We start from the raw sequence: 17,441 nt of genomic DNA, 5'->3' as shown, positions 1-17,441 counted from the left end.
ATCCGCACCTGCAGATGAGCTCTGCGAGCTGGCCTACCTGGACTCGAACCAAGACTAACTGAACCAGAATCAGTCGTGCTGCCAATTACACCATAGGCCACTGGAACGCAAACCCCTGCGGGGATCTTGTTCTAGTTCGCTCCTCCGGTTCCCGGCCTTTCGGCCCGCTCCCCGGCGGCGCAGGAAGAACATTACCTGAAGGTGGACGGGGCTCCAAAACGGGTATCGGCGCCGAGGAGCGCGGGGAGTTCGGCGAGGGAGGCGATCCGGCGCAGGCCCGCGGGGGCGTCCGTGCCGGTGTGCGCACCGGAGCGGTCGATCCAGACCGACAGCAGTCCGGCCCCGTCGGCACCGCGTCCGTCGATCTCCGGATGGTCGCCGACGTACGCGACCTGGTGCGGGAGGAGTTCCAACGCCTCGCAGGCCGCCAGGAAGGCGCCGGCCTCGGGCTTGGAGACGCCGAGCTCGGCGGCGCACAGCACGGTCTCGAAGCGGTCGAGGACGCCGAGCGTGCGCAGTTTGTGCTCCTGGACGACGAGGCTGGAGTTGGACAGCACCGCGTGGCGGTGGCTGGCGGCGAGCGCGTCGAGGACGGGCAGCACGTCCGGGAAGAGGGACCAGGCGGTCTCGTAGTGCGCGATGTACCGCTCGAACCACGCGTCGGCCTGCGTGTCGCTCAGCTCCTCGCCGAGGAAGACCCGTACCCGGTCCCGGCGCTGGCCCTCGAAGGAGACCTCGCCCGCCGAGAAGCGCGCCCACTGGGCGTCGGTGACCGCGCGCCAGTGCAGGAGGGCCTGCTCCACGGTGTCGTACGCGTGGAGCAGGCCCTCGGCCGCCAGGTGTGCGCGCATTCCGGCGCGGTCCGCGGTGGTGTAGTCGAACAGGGTGTCGTCCACGTCCCAGACGATGGCGCGGACTGGGGTGTCGCCGGCGCGGAAGGTCATGAGCCGACGGTAACCCGTCGGGCGGACCGCGCGTCGCTCAGCCGACCGTGGTCGTCCCGGTCAGGGTCAGGTCGGGGCCCTGGCCGTCGCGGGGCTCGGCCGTGAGGGTCCAGGTGTAGGTGCCGGCGGACCGGGTGCCGTCCTGCCGGTAGCCGTCCCAGGAGGGCCGGACGGCGGCGGCGGTCGAGTTCCCGGTGAGCGTGCGCACGGTCGCGCCGGTGGCGGACTTCAGGGTCAGGGTCCAGGTCGACGGCTTGCTGAGCTGCCAGACCGGCTTCCACGGGGCGGCGGTGCTCGGGCCGGACGCCGCGGGGTCCGTCTGCGCCTCCATCTGTGCGAGCGGTGAGGTGGGGACGCCGGCGGTGACGAGCGCCACCTGGTCCTTGTCGGTGAGGTAGGCGATGTTGCCGCCGAACCGGTCCACGGCCCAGCGGCCGTTGCTGCCGCCCGTGTTCCGGTCCGCCGCGGGCAGCACGGTCACCGTGCGCGTGGTCGCGGTGCCGGTGTGGAAGTCGGTGAGCAGCAGCTCGTGGGTGGTGCGGTTCTCGCGGATCAGATAGCCGTCGGCGAGGCGGGCCTGGCCGGCGGGCACGGTGATCGCGCGGCCCGTCGCGCGGTCGTAGACGCCCGCGGGACCGGCGGTGCCGCAGGTCCAGTACAGCCAGGTGTCGACGGCCTGGAGCTCGTTCGGGGTGCAGGGGGCGCCGGTGGAGACGGTGGCGACGTCCTTCTTCGCCTTGAGGTCGTGGGCGACGACCTCGCCCTGGGTGCCGCCCGGGGTCCACAGGCGCTGGCCCCAGAGGGCGGCGGCGGTGCGGGTGCGGTTCAGGGTGATGGTCCCGGCGGCGGCGTTCGGGAAGTCGGCGACCTTCTGGACGCCCGCGGTGCCGCCGTTGTAGAGGGTGTAGCGGCCGGTGCCGGTGAGGAGACGGCCGCCCGCGTCGCCGGTGGCCGCGTAGCGGCCGGTGCTGGTGTCCTCGCCGAGGACGTTCACGTACTCCTTGCCGTCGGAGCCGGTCCACAGGTAGGCCACCCGTCCGTCGCCGAGTCCCTCCATCTGGGGGCAGGCGGCGTCACCGCTCAGGCAGGTGGTCCCACCGTTCAGGCCGGGCCCGCGGCGGGCCTGGAGGCCGGTCGGGCGGCCGGTGGCGTCCAGCGGTACGGCGTGGAAGCCGTAGAGGCCGCCGACGCCGGTGGTGTTGCCGTACATCAGCAGTTCACCGCCCGCGAGCGCGATCCCGTTCGGCTGCGCCTTCCAGGCCGGCACGTCGAGGACGCTCTCGACGGTGACGTCGCCGTCGGCGGTGGGTGTGACCCGGTGGACGTGCCAGTCGACGCTGGACGGGCCCGCGGTGACGAGGAGGCCGCCGTCCGGGGTGATGCCGAAGTCGCCGTTCGCGCCGGGGAGGAGCGTGCGGGAGCTGTTGTCGGTGAGGGAGACGTCCCACAGGGCCGGGCCGACGCCCGCGGGCAGGAAGACGGGATCGCCCTCGTCCCTGTTGATGCCGGCGAGCAGGTGGTCGCCGACGACGGCCTGCGGGGTGCCGTGGTACTGGCCGGTGATCGTGCCGGGAGCGGTGCCGGGCGCCGAGTCCACCCGGATCGCCCGCTTGTCGGCGACCAGCCAGCGGTCGTTGAAGAGGACCTTCCTGGGCGCCGTGGCCAGACCGGTCACGTAGGGGCGCAGGGAGCCGTCCGCGAGGTCGACGAGGCCCACGCCGGTCGTGCCGTCCACGGTGTACACGACGGCGGCGCGGCGCACCGAGCCGCCGGTGACCCACCGGGTGGACCCGGCGTCGGCGGGCAGACCGGTGACCGGGAGGTCGGTGGTGCTGCCGTCGGCGGCGGCGCGCAGGACGTGCGGGGTCCCGTCGGCGTCCGCGGCGAGCACGCTCCAGCCCGCGGCCGCCCTGTAGGTCCGGCCGTCCGGGATCCGTACGGTCGCGGTGGCCCCGGTGGAGTGGTGCCTCTGCGCGACCGTGTCCCCCGTGGGGCTGCCGGCACGGGTGTTGACGACGTCGTCGCCGGAGGCCAGATCGTCGGGTCCGGCGTGCTGCGGCGGGGTGACGTCCGGGTAGTCGACGGCCGTCGAGCCGCTGATGATCCCCTCGGGCAGCTGGTAGCGGAACCCGGACGCCCCGGACCACGTGTACTGCACCTCGGTCGGCACGGTCCTGCTCAACGGCACGGTCGCGACGGGTGTGTCGGCGTTCGGCGCGGCCTGTGCGGGCGTCCCCCACACCGCGCAGGACAGGGCCAGGGCCCCGACGGCGGCGGGCACGGCGAGTCTTCGTGAGCGGATCATGGTGTTCGCTCCCCCATTTCCCGGTGATGAACCTGTGCATCACCTGTAGGGGCCCATGCAACTGTCTCTCCACGAGCGGGAGTTGGCCAGGGGAGGAAACTCCGGGTGACGGAACGGTGTACGCGGGGGTCCGTCCGGGCGTCCCCGGAGCGCTGACGCCGAAGGGCGGTACCGGTGGTCCGGTACCGCCCTTCACCCGTCGGTGCTACGCCGCCAGCCTGGCGAGCGCCGCGTCGATGCGGGCCAGCGTGCGCTCCTTGCCGAGGATCTCCAGGGACTCGAAGAGCGGCAGGCCGACCGTACGGCCGGTGACGGCGACGCGGACCGGGGCCTGCGCCTTGCCGAGCTTGAGGCCGTGGGTCTCGCCGGCGGCGAGGACGGCCTCCTTCAGGGCCTCGGCGGAGGTCCAGTCGGCGCCCTCCAGCTTCTCGCGGGCCGTGCGCAGCAGGGCGTCGGAGCCCTCCTTCATGGCCTTCTGCCAGCTGGCCTCGTCCTCGACCGGGTGGGCCAGGAACAGGAAGTCGACGTTGTCGGTGATCTCGGAGAGCACCTTGAGGCGGGTCTGGGCGTGCGGGGCGACCGCCTGCCACTTGGCCTCGTCGAACTCCTCGGGGGCCCAGGGCGCGAACGGGGCCTGGAGCCAGGGGCGGCAGCGCTCCGTGAAGTCCTTCACGTCGAGCAGGCGGATGTGGTCGGCGTTGATCGCCTCGGCCTTCTTCAGGTCGAAGCGCGCCGGGTTGGGGTTGACGTCGGCGATGTCGAAGGCCGCGATCATCTCGTCGATCGAGAAGACGTCCTGGTCGGCGGAGAACGACCAGCCCAGCAGGGAGAGGTAGTTGAGCAGGCCCTCGGGCAGGAAGCCGCGCTCGCGGTAGAGGTTGAGCGAGGACTCCGGATCACGCTTGGACAGCTTCTTGTTGCCCTCGCCCATCACGTACGGCAGATGGCCGAAAGCGGGGGTGGTCTTGGCGACGCCCAGCTCGATCAGCGCCTTGTAGAGGGCGATCTGCCGGGGGGTGGAGGAGAGCAGGTCCTCGCCGCGCAGGACGTGGGTGATCTCCATGAGGGCGTCGTCGACCGGGTTGACCAGCGTGTAGAGCGGGGCGCCGTTGGCACGGACGATGCCGTAGTCCGGCACGTTCTCCGCGGTGAAGGTCAGCTCGCCGCGGACCAGGTCGGTGAAGGTGATCGTCTCGTCGGGCATGCGGAAGCGGACGATCGGGGCGCGGCCCTGGGCGCGGTACTCCTCGACCTGCTCGGCGGACAGGTCGCGGCAGTGCCCGTCGTAACCGGAGGGCCTGCCCGCGGCGCGGGCGGCCTCGCGTCGGCCGTCGAGCTCCTCCTGGGAGCAGTAGCAGTGGTAGGCGTGGCCGGCGTCGAGCAGCTTCCGGGCGACGTCCTGGTAGAGGTCCATGCGCTGCGACTGGCGGTACGGCGCGTGCGGGCCGCCCACCTCGGGGCCCTCGTCCCAGTCGAAGCCCAGCCAGCGCATCGCGTCGAGCAGCTGGCCGTACGACTCCTCGGAGTCGCGGGCCGCGTCGGTGTCCTCGATGCGGAAGACCAGGGTGCCCTGGTGGTGGCGGGCGAACGCCCAGTTGAACAGGGCGGTGCGGACCAGGCCCACATGGGGGTTGCCGGTCGGGGACGGACAGAAACGGACGCGTACGGGGGAGTCTGGTGCGCTAGCCACGCTTGACAACCTTGTTGGTGAGAGTGCCGATGCCTTCGATGGTGACGGCGACCTCGTCGCCGACGTTGAGGGGGCCGACCCCTGCCGGGGTGCCGGTGAGGATCACGTCGCCGGGGAGCAGCGTCATGGCCTCGGTGATGTTGACGATCAGGTCCGCGATGGAGTGGATCATCTCGCTCGTCCGGCCGAGCTGGCGCTGTGCGCCGTTGACCGTGAGCTGGACGGTGAGGTCGCTCGCGGTGGCGAGGTCGAGGTCCGTCTCCACCCAGGGGCCGAGCGGGCAGGAGGTGTCGAAGCCCTTGGCGCGCGCCCACTGCTTCTCGCGCCGCTGGACGTCGCGGGCGGTGACGTCGTTGGCGCAGGTGTAGCCGAAGATCACGTCCTGGACGCGCTCGCGGGGCACCTCGCGGCACAGCCGGCCGATGACGACGGCGAGTTCGGCCTCGTGGTGCAGGTCCTGGGAGAAGGGCGGGTACTGGATCTCGTCGCCGGGGCCGATCACCGAGGTCGAGGGCTTGAAGAAGGCGAACGGGGCGTCGGGCACCTCGTTGCCCAGTTCCTCGGCGTGTTCCGCGTAGTTGCGGCCGAAGGCCACGACCTTGTTGGGGAGCACCGGCGGGAGCAGCCTGACCTTGCTCAGCGGCACCTTGGTGCCGGAGAGCTCGAAGTCCGTGAACGGGATGCCCTTGATGATGTCGAGGACGAGTTCGTCCTGCTTGTCGCCCTCGACCGCGCCGAAGGCGACGTTCCCGTCGATGGAGAACCTGGCGATGCGCACGGGATTCTCGCGCCCCTTAACTGAGTGAGTCCGAGCCGTCTGGAGTCTGACGCTCCAGGCTAACGCGGCGGGGGCCCGCGGCCTCGCGCAATATGCCGTGCCCCGCACCCCTTGCTCCGTACTGCTTCCGTACTGCGTCCGTACTGCCTCCGCACTCCGTGCGGGGACGACGAAGGGCGCCGCTCCGGTGGGAGGGGCGCCCTCGGCGTGCGTGCGGGGCGTGTTGAGCGCGCGGCCGCCGCGGTGCGTACTACTCGGCGGAGGCGGCGACGGGGACCTCGGTGAGAATGGTGCGTCGGGGGTTGGCCGTCTGGGCCGGGAGGTCGAGGGAGTGCTCGGGCAGCTCGGCGGACTGGAGTTCGCCGGCGTCCCCCAGGTGCGCCAGAGTCGTACGACGGGGGTTTGCGATCTTGTGGAACATCATCGTGGTCTTCACTACAGGAGTATCCCTCTTGTAAAGCGTCAGGCTAAACATCGGATTCCGGGCCACTGCCGCGTCGTGGCCCCGTTTGGCGTGTGAGTTTGCTCACGGGGTCGCGTTCAAACCGGTCATTTCCGGCCCTCAACTCGCCCCCGCGAAAGGGACATTGAGCCACCGAAGCCAACATTCCGCTCCTGATCATGGCGACTGGGACACCCTCCGTGTCCGGGCGACTCGCAGGAGTTAGTCCGTTATGTACGAGATCACTTTCCACACCTCGTAACCCCTCACTCACATGGCGTCACGGACGTCACGGGCTGGCCCACGGGCCTTGTTGGAGATCCGGCACTGTGCTGGAATTCCACGGACCGCCGCAGGTATCGAGCCGGCGCACAGGGGGCGCGACGCAGCGCCGCGCGGCGGCTGGATGGGGGGAGCCAGCGCCGGTCACTCAGACCACACAGGGGGGCGTTTTCAGGACGCTCCCCGACAACGCCGACACCGTGTCCTTCCGTTCACGCGGAGGGGCGCCTGGTCCAGAGGTTGCGACGCTAGTGCAGGGACGTTTCAAGAGGGATGGCAGTGCTCCGGCAGAGCCGGAGCCGCACGGCGGGACTGGCCCCAATGTCGGCAGTTCCTCGCCCCAGCACGCCCAGAACCCGGGCCAGGCCCAGCTCGGCGACGGCGGTGAGCGCCCCGGACGCGGCGCCGCGCCGTCCGCGGCAGCGGCCCCGCCCCCGACGGTCAAACCGGCCACGGGCCCGTCCGGCCCCGGATCGCGAATAGCACTCCGCAACTGGCGCATCTCCACGCGTCTGGTGTCGCTGCTCGCGCTCCCCGTCGTCGCGGCGACATCGCTGGGCGCGCTGCGCATCAGCCAGTCGCTCGACGACATCCAGCAGCTCGACAACATGAAGCTGCTGACGGACATGACCAAGCAGGCGACCGAGCTGGCCGCGGCGCTCCAGGAGGAGCGCGACCAGTCGGCCGGCCCGCTGGCCCACGGGCTGAAGGCCAACGACTTCGCGGTCAAGGGCTACCAGGAGAAGACGGACCGGGCCCGCGACAACTTCCTCAACGCGTCCGAGGAAATCGACACCGCGAGCAAGAACGGTCAGCTCCAGGGCGTCCGCGACAGCCTCGTCGGTCTCGCCGGACAGCTGGAGGGCCTGGCGCAGATCCGCCGGTCCGCCTACAGCTCGAACGAGAACTCCACCCAGACGGTCGAGTCGTACCACCGTCTGATCACCCAGCTGATCGACCTCTCCCAGGACATGGCCGAGGCGTCCAGCAACCCGGAGATGATCCAGCGCACCCGCGCCCTGGCCGCGTTCTCCACGGCCAAGGAGTACGCCTCGGTGCAGCGGGCGGTCATCGCCGCGGCCCTCCCCGACAGCAACAAGAAGACCGGTGACCTCTCCGAGAACGACCGCCTCTACGGCGAGTCGGCGCTGGAGAGCGAGTCCTCCGAGCTGAACATCTTCCGGAAGATCTACTCGGACCAGGGTGCCGAGGAGCTTCTGAAGCCCATCGACGAGGGCAACCCGACCATCGAGTCGGCGGACACCTACGCCAAGCGTGTGCTGGAGCGCCAGCGCGGCATCGACCAGCTCAGCAAGCGCTCGTACCGCGACTGGGTGGACGACAGCTCGACCAAGATCGAGCAGATGAAGAAGATCGAGCACACGCTGCTCGAGGAGATGGAACAGAAGGCCCGCGAGCTGCGCAGCGCCACCGAGCGCGACGCCATCGTCTCCGGTGCGCTGATCCTCATCGTCCTCGGTGTGTCGCTCGTCGGCGCCTTCGTCATCGCCCGGTCCATGATCCGCTCGCTGCGCCGCCTCCAGGAGACCGCCAACAAGGTCGCCCAGGACCGGCTGCCCGAGCTGGTCAAGCAGCTGTCCGAGTCCGACCCGCAGGACGTCGACACGTCCGTGGAGTCGGTCGGTGTGCACTCCCGGGACGAGATCGGCCAGGTGGCCGCGGCCTTCGACGACGTGCACCGCGAGGCGGTCCGCCTCGCCGCCGAGCAGGCCCTGCTGCGGGGCAACGTCAACGCGATGTTCACCAACCTCTCGCGCCGCTCCCAGGGCCTGATCCAGCGTCAGCTGTCGCTCATCTCCGAACTGGAGTCCCGCGAGGCCGACCCGGACCAGCTGTCCTCGCTGTTCAAGCTCGACCACCTCGCGACGCGCATGCGCCGTAACGGTGAGAACCTCCTCGTCCTCGCGGGTGAGGAGCCCGGCCGCCGGTGGACCCGTCCGGTCCCGCTGGTCGACGTGCTCCGCGCCGCCGCGTCCGAGGTGGAGCAGTACGAGCGCATCGAACTGGCCGCCGTGCCGACCACCGAGGTGGCCGGCCGCGTGGTCAACGACCTCGTGCACCTGCTCGCCGAGCTGCTGGAGAACGCCACCTCCTTCTCCTCGCCGCAGACCAAGGTCAAGGTCACCGGTCACGCGCTGCCCGACGGCCGTGTGCTCATCGAGATCCACGACACCGGCATCGGCCTCTCGCCCGAGGACCTCGCGGCGATCAACGAGCGGCTCGCCTCGCCGCCCACGGTGGACGTTTCCGTCTCCCGCCGCATGGGCCTCTTCGTGGTCGGTCGTCTGTCGCAGCGGCACGGCATCCGCATCCAGCTGCGCCCCTCCGACTCCGGTGGTACGACCGCGCTGGTCATGCTGCCCGTCGACGTCGCCCAGGGCGGCAAGAAGCCCGCTCCCGGCAAGCCCGGCGCGCCCGTCTCGGGCGGCCCGGCCGCCGCGCAGGCGGCCGCGGGCGCCGCGGCGGCCCGGCGGGGCGCGGCCCAGGGCGGCGGACAGCTCGGTGGCGGTGCCCCCGGCGGCGGTGCCCTCGGCGCGGGAGCACCCGCGGGCGCGGGCCGGCTTGCCGCCGGCCAGGGCCAGCGCGGCCAGGTCGGTGCGGGTCAGGGTCCCCGGGCCGCGCTGCCCGGCACGGAACAGGGCGGCCGTCCCGGCGGTGCCCCGGGCGGTGCGCGCGGACCGCAGGGCCGGCCGACGGCCGGTGCGGGCGCCGGCTTCGGCGGCCAGGCACCGGGCGGTGCGCAGGGCTTCCAGTCGCCCGGCGCGAACGGCCCGGACATGTTCGGCGGCCAGCAGGACGCCTACGCGACCGGCCGGCAGAGCCAGCAGGACATGTTCGGCGGCGGTCAGCAGGACGGCTTCGGCGGTCAGCAGGACATGTTCGGCGGACGTGGTCCGGCGGCACCGCAGCGCGGTGGCGACGACCGCGGGCGCCAGCCTCAGCTGCCGCCGCGCGGTGGTCCGCGCGCCGAGCTGCCGGGCGGCAACCCGCAGCCGCGCACGCCGAGCTGGGGCGACGAGAACGCCCAGCCGCAGATCTCCCACACCTCGCTGGACACCCCGCGCGGCCACGACGAGCAGGACCCGTCGCAGACCGCGCGCATGCCGCGGATCGACGACCGGCAGGGCCCGGGCTCGACCTCCGAGTTCCCGCAGTTCAACCCCGCCCAGGGGCCCGGTTCGACGGGTGAGTTCCCGCGTCCGGACTTCGCCAACGGCGTCAACGGCGCCCAGAACACCGGGCAGTTCGCGCGTCCGGGCCTGGACACCCACGCCCCGCAGCACGGCGGCCAGTACGGCCAGCGCGGTCCGGGTGCCCCGGGCGTCTCGAACGCTCCGCAGGGCGGCTCGTTCGTCCGCTCCGACGTGTTCGGCGCCCCGGCCGGCCGACCGCAGGACCCCGCCTCGACGGGTCAGTTCGCCGCCCCGCAGGGCTACGACACGGGTTCCAACGGCCAGTACGCGCCGCAGGGCTTCGACAGCGGCTCCACCGGGCAGCACTCCCTGCCCGGACGGCACAACAACGGCCAGAACAACGGCCAGTACGGCGCCCCGCAGGACACCGGCCAGTTCGAGCGGCCCCAGCAGGGCGGCCCCGGCGCCGACTTCGGTGCGCCGCGCAGGCCCGTCCCGCAGCGCCGCGCGGCCCGTCAGGAGCCCGAGGCGCTGCCGCCGGCGAGCACTCCGGGCGACGGACGCACGCCGTTGTACGACACGCTGGAGACCAACTGGTTCCACGGCGGCCAGCAGCAGGGTGGCGGCTCCGTCGCGGCCCCGCAGCAGCAGCCGCAGGCTCCCGCGCCCGCCGCTCAGGCGGCCCCTCAGCGTCCCGCTCCGGCGGCCTGGCGCAGCTCGCCGAACGACGAACTCGTCCGGCAGGCTGAGCGCACACGGCAGCCGGCGGCGGGCGGTGTCACCACCTCCGGTCTGCCGCGTCGGGTGCCCCGAGCGAACCTCGTCCCGGGCACGGCTCAGCAGCAGCAACAGCAACAAACCGGTCCGCAGGTCTCGCGTGCGCCCGATGACGTACGCGGCCGGCTGACCAATCTCCGTCGGGGCATCGCACAGGGTCGGCAGGCCAACGGCCAGACCGGAAGCTTCCCCAGCCCCACTCACCAGCAGGAGCGTTAGTTGAGCCAGATGAGCCAGGCGGCACAGAACCTCAACTGGTTGATCACCAACTTCGTGGACAACACCCCCGGGGTGTCCCACACCGTCGTCGTATCCGCCGACGGTCTCCTTCTGGCGATGTCGGAAGGCTTCCCGCGGGACCGCGCCGATCAGCTCGCGGCGGTCGCGTCCGGGCTCACCTCACTGACGGCCGGGGCCTCCCGGATCTTCGAGGGCGGCACCGTCGCGCAGACCGTCGTCGAGATGGAACGCGGGTTCCTCTTCCTCATGTCCGTCTCCGACGGGTCGTCCCTGGCCGTCCTGGCGCACCCCGAGTGCGACATCGGTCTCGTCGGCTACGAGATGGCGCTGCTCGTCGACCGGGCGGGTGCGGTCCTCACCCCGGACCTCCGCGCCGAACTACAAGGCAGTCTGCTGCACTGACCGGCCTCGGATCCACCCAGCTCACCAAATCACCGTCCGGCCGCCACAATCCCCCCACCGGCCCCTTCAGACGGCACGACTTACCGACTTGCTGTCCCGCCCGGAGGATTCATGACCCCGCCCACCGCTTCTCATGATCCGTACGCGGAACCGTACGGGGACGAGGGCGACCAGCCGCTGGTACGTCCCTATGCGATGACCGGTGGCCGGACCCGGCCGCGCTATCAGCTCGCCATCGAGGCGCTGATCAGCACGACGGCCGACCCGGCAGCGCTCATGGGGCTGCTCCCGGAGCACCAGCGCATCTGCCACCTCTGCCGCGAAGTGAAGTCCGTGGCGGAGGTCTCCGCGCTCCTGTCCATGCCGCTCGGCGTGGCCCGGATCCTGGTCGCCGACCTCGCCGAGGCCGGCCTGGTCGCCATTCACCAGCCTGGTGGCGACGAGAACAACGGCGGTGCACCTGACGTGACACTGCTCGAAAGGGTGCTCAGTGGACTTCGCAAGCTCTGACGGAGGCCGTGCCACCACCTCCGCGAAGATCGTGGTGGCGGGTGGCTTCGGTGTCGGCAAGACCACGTTCGTGGGTGCCGTTTCCGAGATCAACCCGCTGCGCACGGAGGCCGTGATGACGTCCGCGAGCGCGGGCATCGACGACCTCACCCACACCGGGGACAAGACCACCACCACGGTGGCCATGGACTTCGGCCGTATCACTCTCGACCAGGACCTGATCCTGTACCTCTTCGGTACCCCGGGCCAGGACCGCTTCTGGTTCATGTGGGACGACCTGGTCCGCGGCGCCATCGGCGCGGTGGTGCTCGTTGACACCCGTCGTCTGGCCGACTGCTTCCCCGCGGTCGACTACTTCGAGAACAGCGGTCTGCCGTTCGTCATCGCCCTCAACGGCTTCGACGGACATCAGCCCTACACGCCCGACGAGGTGCGCGAGGCACTGCAGATCGGGCCCGACGCGCCCATCATCACGACGGACGCCCGCCACCGCGCGGACGCGAAGTCGGCGTTGATCACTCTCGTCGAGCACGCCCTCATGGCGCGTCTGCGCTGACGCTCAAGTCGGGAGTTCCGTACGGCAGTTGTCGTATGTACACCGGAGCCGGCTGTGGCCTTTGACACGGTCGGCTCCGGTGTTCATAACGTTTCGGCAGAGGAATCGAGGGAAACCGCCACTCGTCGCGGTCGAGCGGTGCCGCTGCGCTCACGAACGCCCCGCCTTTTGGCGGGGCTCGCTCTTTATGACCGTTTTATCTCACGCTTACTTCCCTCGGAATCAGCCGTTTCCACTGTTTGGAACTGCGCTGGCCCTCGTGCTGGAATGCCTGAACTGCCAAATAGTCAAAGACGTACTAGTGGTCGATGGCACACCGGGCTCTGAGAGACTGCGGCACGACGTAGGTGCCCGCCGCCGAGAGGTTGTTGGTCGAGTGAGGCGAAGCAAGAACGGTCCCGAGCCGTCGGCGCGGGGCAACTTCACCCCGCCGCCGCGCGCTGCGGCGCCCACCCCCGTACCACGCTCGGAGCAGACGGCCCCCCCACCCGCCCCGAGCGGCCGGGCCTTCTCCCCGCGCAACTGGCGCGTGCCGACCAGACTGAACGCGATCCTGCTCATACCCGCGCTGGTCGGCCTCGTCATGGGCGGCTTCCAGGTGAAGAGCTCGATCGACACCTGGCAGGAAGCCCGCGACGCGGAGAACACCGCCGTGCTCGTGCGCGCCTCCCTCACCTACGGGGACGCCCTCTACAACGAGCGTGACGTCTCCGCGGCACCGCTGCTGCTCAACAAGAACAAGGGCGTGGTCGACCAGGCCCGCAAGGCCACCGACCAGGCCGCCGACGCGTTCGACCGGGCCGCGCAGAACATGCCGCGGAAGCCCGGTCTGGAACGCCGGCTCAAGCTGTTCCGCGCCGAGGAGCCCAAGCTCCAGGGCCTGCGGGCGCAGGCCTACACCACCAAACTCCAGGGCGTGGGCACCGAAGAGGGATACGTCGGCATCGCCCACCCCCTGATGGAGTTCGCCAACGAACTCGGCCTGGGCACGGGCAACATCACCTCCTACGGCCGTACCGTCTACGCCATCTCGCTCACCAAGGCGGCCCTGTCGCTGGAGCGGTCGATCGGTATGCACCTGCTGGTCAAGCCGGGTCCCGACGACCCCAACCTGGCCACGCAGCGCGTCTCCCTCTCCTCCTACGCCTACCTCGAGCGCATCGCCGTCGAGGAGTACATCGGCGGTGGCACCGAGCAGGACGCGGCCAAGCTCAGCCAGCTCGAAGAGAAGATCAAGGCGGACGGCGCGGCGCTCGCCCAGAAGGCCAAGGCCCAGAACCCGAGCTACATCCCGCCGCCGGCCAACACCACCACCATGATCTCGGCGCTGGCCACGCTGCCGGACACCGACCCGCTCACCCGTCAGGCGCTCGCCCAGAAGGGCATCACGCAGGACAACTGGTGGGCGGTGAACACGCTCAAGTACAACGCGTACCGCCAGATCGAGTCGGACATGGCCAACAAGGCCGTGAGCGAGGCGTCCGCCATCGCCGACGACGCCAAGACCTCCGCCCTCATCACCGGCGCCGTGGTCGTCGTCGCCCTGCTGGCCGCGTTCATCCTGGCCGGTCTGGTGGCCCGCCAGATGAGCCGCTCGATGCGCCGGCTGCGCAACGCCGCGTTCGGCATCGCCGAGCAGCGGCTGCCCATGCTGGTCGACCAGCTCTCGCGCACCGACCCGGGCCGTGTCGACACCCGGGTCGCGCCCATCCCGATCACCTCGACCGACGAGATCGGCGAGGTCGCCCGCGCCTTCGACCAGGTCCACCGCGAGGCCGTCCGGCTCGCCGCCGAGCAGGCCCTGCTGCGGGGCAACATCAACGCGATCTTCACCAACCTGTCGCGCCGCAACCAGTCGCTGATCGAGGGCCAGCTGACCCTGATCACCGAGCTGGAGAACAACGAGGCCGACCCGGACCAGCTGGAGAACCTCTTCCGGCTGGACCACCTCGCGACCCGTATGCGCCGCAACGGCGAGAACCTCCTGGTCCTCGCCGGCGAGGAGCCCGGCCGCCGCTGGGACCAGCCGGTCCCGCTGGTCGACGTGCTGCGCGCCGCCTCCTCCGAGGTGGAGCAGTACGAGCGCATCGAGCTGTCGGGTGTCCCGGAGGCCGAGATCCACGGCCGCGCCGTGACCGACCTCGTGCACCTGCTCGCCGAGCTGCTGGAGAACGCCACCACGTTCTCCTCGCCGCAGACCAAGGTCCGCGTCACCGCGACCAGGCTGCCCGACGGCCGCGTCATGATCGAGATCCACGACAAGGGCATCGGCCTCACCGCCGAGGACTTCGCGGACATCAACCACAAGCTGGCCAACCCGCCGACCGTGGACGCCGCGATCTCCCAGCGCATGGGCCTGTTCGTGGTCGGCCGGCTCTCCGACCGGCACGGCATCCGCGTCCAGCTGCGCCCCTCGGGCGAACAGGCGGGAACGACCTCGCTGGTCATGCTGCCCGACGCGATCACCCACGGCGGTGGCGGCGAACAGCCCCTGGACCGCGACGAGTTCACGGTCTCGCAGATCATCCCGGAGCAGCAGTTCCAGGGTGAGAGCTTCAACCGGGTCGAGCCGATGCGCACCGCGGCCGAGCTCGGCTTCGACGACAGCCGCTACATCGAGGTCCCCGACGACATCCGGGAGCTCGACCCCGTCGGCCGCTCGCTGATGCGCGAGGAGCGCCGCGCCGCCCTCGAAGGCCGGACGCAGGAGCCTCAGGAGGCCCCCCAGGCCCCGCAGGAGACTCCCCAAGTCCCCTCCTACACCAACGAGTTCGACGCCCCTCAGGGCTACGGCGACACCACCGCGGGCTTCCCGGCGCAGCCGGCCGCGTACGAGGCGCCGCAGGCGTACGAGGAGACCCAGCGCCCGGCGTACGACGAGCAGTACTTCGCGCAGGACGGCGGACTGCCGCAGAACAATGGTTTCGCGCCGAACGGCGGCTACCCGGACCCCTCGTATGCGGAGCCCGTCCAGAACGAGCAGCCCGTCGCCCCGGCCCCGGCCGCAGAAGCCTTCCAGGGTTACGAGGAGCAGTCCTACCAGGACGACTGGCCGCAACAGAGCGGTTACCGCAATGGTTACCCGGCCCAGTACGCTCCGGAAGCGGAATCCTCCCAGGTCGCTGACGCGGGTGACGGAAACCGCGTAGGCTTCGAACGTCCGGGACCGACCCCCTCGGGCTCCCACCAGATGACCGACGCCGGGCTTCCCCGGCGCGGCTCCCTGGGAGGCGGCACGAACGGAAACGCCCCGGGCGGCGTGGGACGCGTGCACCAGGAGGCGCCGCTCCCCGCGACGAACGGCAACGGCGGCACCGACTGGCAGTCGGCGAACGACCAGCGCTGGCAGCAGGCTTCACAGCTCCGCAAGCCCAAGGCGGGCGGGGTCACGTCCTCCGGTCTGCCGCGGCGGGTACCCAAGGCCAACCTGGTCGAGGGCGCCGCGGAGTCCACCCCCCAGGGAGGCCCACAGGTCTCCCGCGCTCCGGAGGACGTCCGGGGCAGGCTGAGCAACCTGCGTCGGGGCGTCCAGCGGGGACGCAACGCAGGCAGTGAAACGAACGGCCAGGCCACTAGGAACCAGCACAGTGGTCCTGACAGCACCTACAACCAGGAGCGTTAGTGTGAGCCCGATGAGCCAGGCGGCACAGAACCTGAACTGGTTGATCACCAACTTCGTGGACAACACCCCGGGGGTGTCCCACACGGTGGTGGTCTCCGCCGATGGACTCCTTCTGGCGATGTCCGAAGGCTTTCCCCGCGACCGCGCCGACCAGCTCGCGGCCGTCGCCTCCGGTCTGACGTCGCTGACGGCAGGCGCCTCCCGGATCTTCGAGGGGGGCAGCGTGAACCAGACGGTTGTGGAGATGGAGAGGGGATTCCTCTTCATCATGTCCATCTCGGACGGTTCCTCGCTCGCAGTCCTGGCACACCCCGAGGCCGACATCGGTCTCGTTGGGTACGAGATGGCCCTTTTGGTGGATCGCGCGGGCACGGTCCTTACCCCGGATCTGCGTGCGGAACTCCAGGGAAGTCTTCTCAACTGACAATCAGACAGTGCGTTTACGCGTCCCGGGGCCGTAAGGTTTCGGGACGCGGCTCCCCAGGGATGGGTGCCCGGCACGGTCGGAGGAGGAGAGAAAGTGGCAACACCCCCCAGCGGTTCGTCTTCAGGTAACTGGTCGTACGGCCCTGCCCAGGGTCAGGGCGACGGTTCGGCGAACCGGTACAACTTCCCCTCCACCCCCAGCCACCGGCAGCCGTACGCGCCACAGGGCCCCGGCCCGTCGCCGTACGACCAGCCTCCCGCGCCGCGCATCCAGCCGGTGCAGCCGCAGCGTCGTCCCGAGCCGGCGCCCGCAGGGTCGTCGAACAACCCCTTGGTCCGTCCGTACGCCATGACCGGCGGCCGGACGCGCCCGCGGTACCAGCTCGCCATAGAGGCGCTGGTGCACACCACCGCGCAGCCGCACCAGATGCAGGGCCAGTTGCCCGAGCATCAGCGGATCTGCAACCTCTGCCGTGAGATCAAGTCGGTGGCCGAGATCTCGGCTCTCCTCACGATCCCTCTCGGCGTGGCCAGGATCCTCGTCGCCGACCTGGCGGAGGCGGGCCTGGTCGCCATCCATCAGCCCGGCGGCGACGAGAACGCCGGTGGCCAGCCAGACGTGACATTGCTCGAAAGGGTGCTCAGTGGACTTCGCAAGCTCTAGCGGCGGTCCTTCCCGCTCCACCACCTCCGCCAAGATCGTGGTGGCGGGCGGCTTCGGCGTGGGCAAGACCACGTTCGTCGGCGCGGTCTCGGAGATCAACCCTCTGCGCACAGAGGCCGTGATGACCTCCGCTTCGGCCGGCATCGACGACCTCACCCACACCGGGGACAAGACCACCACCACGGTGGCCATGGACTTCGGCCGTATCACTCTCGACCAGGACCTGATCCTGTACCTCTTCGGTACCCCGGGCCAGGACCGCTTCTGGTTCATGTGGGACGACCTGGTCCGCGGCGCCATCGGCGCGATCGTCCTCGTGGACACCCGGCGCCTCGCCGACTGCTTCCCCGCGGTCGACTACTTCGAGAACAGCGGCCTGCCGTTCGTCATCGCCCTCAACGGCTTCGACGGCAGTCAGCCGTACAACCCGGACGAGGTCCGCGAGGCTCTCCAGATCGGCCCCGACACCCCGATCATCACGACGGACGCCCGCCACCGCGCGGACGCGAAGTCGGCCCTGATCACCCTGGTCGAGCACGCCCTCATGGCCCGTCTGCGCTAGGGCGTGTTTCGAAAGTCCCGCCTGGCCCGCGACGCCTGGCACGCACACTCGCTGCGTTGTCGGAACGCCCAAGTACATCCAGTACG

General features: G+C 70.6%; 13 protein-coding genes and 1 tRNA gene. 8 read left to right on the top strand and 6 right to left on the bottom strand.

The genetic code is table 11. The features are described from left to right. Positions 1-28: 28 nt before the first annotated feature. The 6 genes from AB0F77_RS18990 to AB0F77_RS18965 form a co-directional block, all read right to left on the bottom strand. Positions 29-100 (bottom strand) — tRNA-Gln (locus AB0F77_RS18990). Positions 101-191: 91 nt separating this feature from the next. Further along, positions 192-944: an HAD family hydrolase gene (locus AB0F77_RS18985; protein ID WP_361949434.1), complete on the bottom strand. Its 753-nt coding sequence runs from the start codon at positions 942-944 to the stop codon at positions 192-194. Positions 945-981: 37 nt separating this feature from the next. Beyond that, on the bottom strand, positions 982-3,249 hold the full coding sequence (locus AB0F77_RS18980; RefSeq protein ID WP_361949431.1) for a hypothetical protein: 2,268 nt from the start codon (positions 3,247-3,249) through the stop codon (positions 982-984). A gap of 205 nt (positions 3,250-3,454) precedes the next feature. Continuing rightward, on the bottom strand, positions 3,455-4,939 hold the full coding sequence (gene gltX, locus AB0F77_RS18975) for a glutamate--tRNA ligase (protein WP_361949428.1): 1,485 nt from the start codon (positions 4,937-4,939) through the stop codon (positions 3,455-3,457). After that, on the bottom strand, positions 4,932-5,717 hold the full coding sequence (locus AB0F77_RS18970; RefSeq protein WP_361949425.1) for a fumarylacetoacetate hydrolase family protein: 786 nt from the start codon (positions 5,715-5,717) through the stop codon (positions 4,932-4,934). The genes gltX and AB0F77_RS18970 overlap by 8 nt, the downstream gene beginning before the upstream one ends. 250 nt (positions 5,718-5,967) lie before the next feature. After that, positions 5,968-6,153: a hypothetical protein gene (locus AB0F77_RS18965; RefSeq protein WP_361949422.1), complete on the bottom strand. Its 186-nt coding sequence runs from the start codon at positions 6,151-6,153 to the stop codon at positions 5,968-5,970. Between the two features lie 539 nt (positions 6,154-6,692). Here AB0F77_RS18965 and AB0F77_RS18960 point away from each other — a divergent pair. From AB0F77_RS18960 to AB0F77_RS18925, 8 genes are all read left to right on the top strand, one after another. Beyond that, positions 6,693-10,592, top strand: coding sequence for a nitrate- and nitrite sensing domain-containing protein (locus tag AB0F77_RS18960; RefSeq protein ID WP_361949419.1), 3,900 nt, complete (start codon positions 6,693-6,695; stop codon positions 10,590-10,592). 9 nt (positions 10,593-10,601) lie between these two features. Next, positions 10,602-11,015 (top strand): roadblock/LC7 domain-containing protein, encoded by a 414-nt coding sequence (locus tag AB0F77_RS18955; RefSeq protein WP_023546525.1) that lies wholly within the window; start codon positions 10,602-10,604, stop codon positions 11,013-11,015. Positions 11,016-11,126: 111 nt separating this feature from the next. Further along, positions 11,127-11,525 carry a DUF742 domain-containing protein gene (locus AB0F77_RS18950; RefSeq protein WP_263213113.1) on the top strand — a complete coding sequence of 133 codons (399 nt, stop codon included), beginning with the start codon at positions 11,127-11,129 and terminating at the stop codon, positions 11,523-11,525. Beyond that, positions 11,506-12,081, top strand: a complete 576-nt coding sequence (locus tag AB0F77_RS18945; RefSeq protein ID WP_055614002.1) for an ATP/GTP-binding protein — start codon at positions 11,506-11,508, stop codon at positions 12,079-12,081. The genes AB0F77_RS18950 and AB0F77_RS18945 overlap by 20 nt, the downstream gene beginning before the upstream one ends. 376 nt (positions 12,082-12,457) lie before the next feature. Beyond that, positions 12,458-15,703 (top strand): nitrate- and nitrite sensing domain-containing protein, encoded by a 3,246-nt coding sequence (locus tag AB0F77_RS18940; protein ID WP_361949415.1) that lies wholly within the window; start codon positions 12,458-12,460, stop codon positions 15,701-15,703. Positions 15,704-15,713: 10 nt separating this feature from the next. Continuing rightward, entirely contained in the window at positions 15,714-16,127 is a 414-nt protein-coding gene (locus AB0F77_RS18935) for a roadblock/LC7 domain-containing protein (protein ID WP_033321188.1), read from the top strand. Positions 16,128-16,223: 96 nt separating this feature from the next. Further along, positions 16,224-16,793 carry a DUF742 domain-containing protein gene (locus AB0F77_RS18930; RefSeq protein WP_361949412.1) on the top strand — a complete coding sequence of 190 codons (570 nt, stop codon included), beginning with the start codon at positions 16,224-16,226 and terminating at the stop codon, positions 16,791-16,793. Continuing rightward, positions 16,774-17,355, top strand: a complete 582-nt coding sequence (locus AB0F77_RS18925; RefSeq protein WP_006375305.1) for an ATP/GTP-binding protein — start codon at positions 16,774-16,776, stop codon at positions 17,353-17,355. Before AB0F77_RS18930 ends, AB0F77_RS18925 begins: the two co-directional genes overlap by 20 nt. Positions 17,356-17,441: the final 86 nt, after the last annotated feature.

Origin of the sequence: Streptomyces sp. NPDC026672, from assembly GCF_040638185.1 — a bacterium.
In the GTDB taxonomy this organism is placed as follows: Bacteria; Actinomycetota; Actinomycetes; order Streptomycetales; family Streptomycetaceae; genus Streptomyces.
The sequence above is the reverse complement of the archived record's forward strand: the minus strand, read 5'-3'. Positions and strand labels throughout refer to the sequence as shown.

What these genes read in the sequence shown, in the direction of transcription:
- AB0F77_RS18985 (WP_361949434.1), bottom strand. Translation starts at nt 944, where the DNA reads ATGACCTTCCGCGCCGGCGACACCCCAGTCCGCGCCATCGTCTGGGAC.
- AB0F77_RS18980 (WP_361949431.1), bottom strand. Translation starts at nt 3,249, where the DNA reads ATGATCCGCTCACGAAGACTCGCCGTGCCCGCCGCCGTCGGGGCCCTG.
- AB0F77_RS18950 (WP_263213113.1), top strand. Translation starts at nt 11,127, where the DNA reads ATGACCCCGCCCACCGCTTCTCATGATCCGTACGCGGAACCGTACGGG.
- AB0F77_RS18935 (WP_033321188.1), top strand. Translation starts at nt 15,714, where the DNA reads ATGAGCCAGGCGGCACAGAACCTGAACTGGTTGATCACCAACTTCGTG.
- AB0F77_RS18955 (WP_023546525.1), top strand. Translation starts at nt 10,602, where the DNA reads ATGAGCCAGGCGGCACAGAACCTCAACTGGTTGATCACCAACTTCGTG.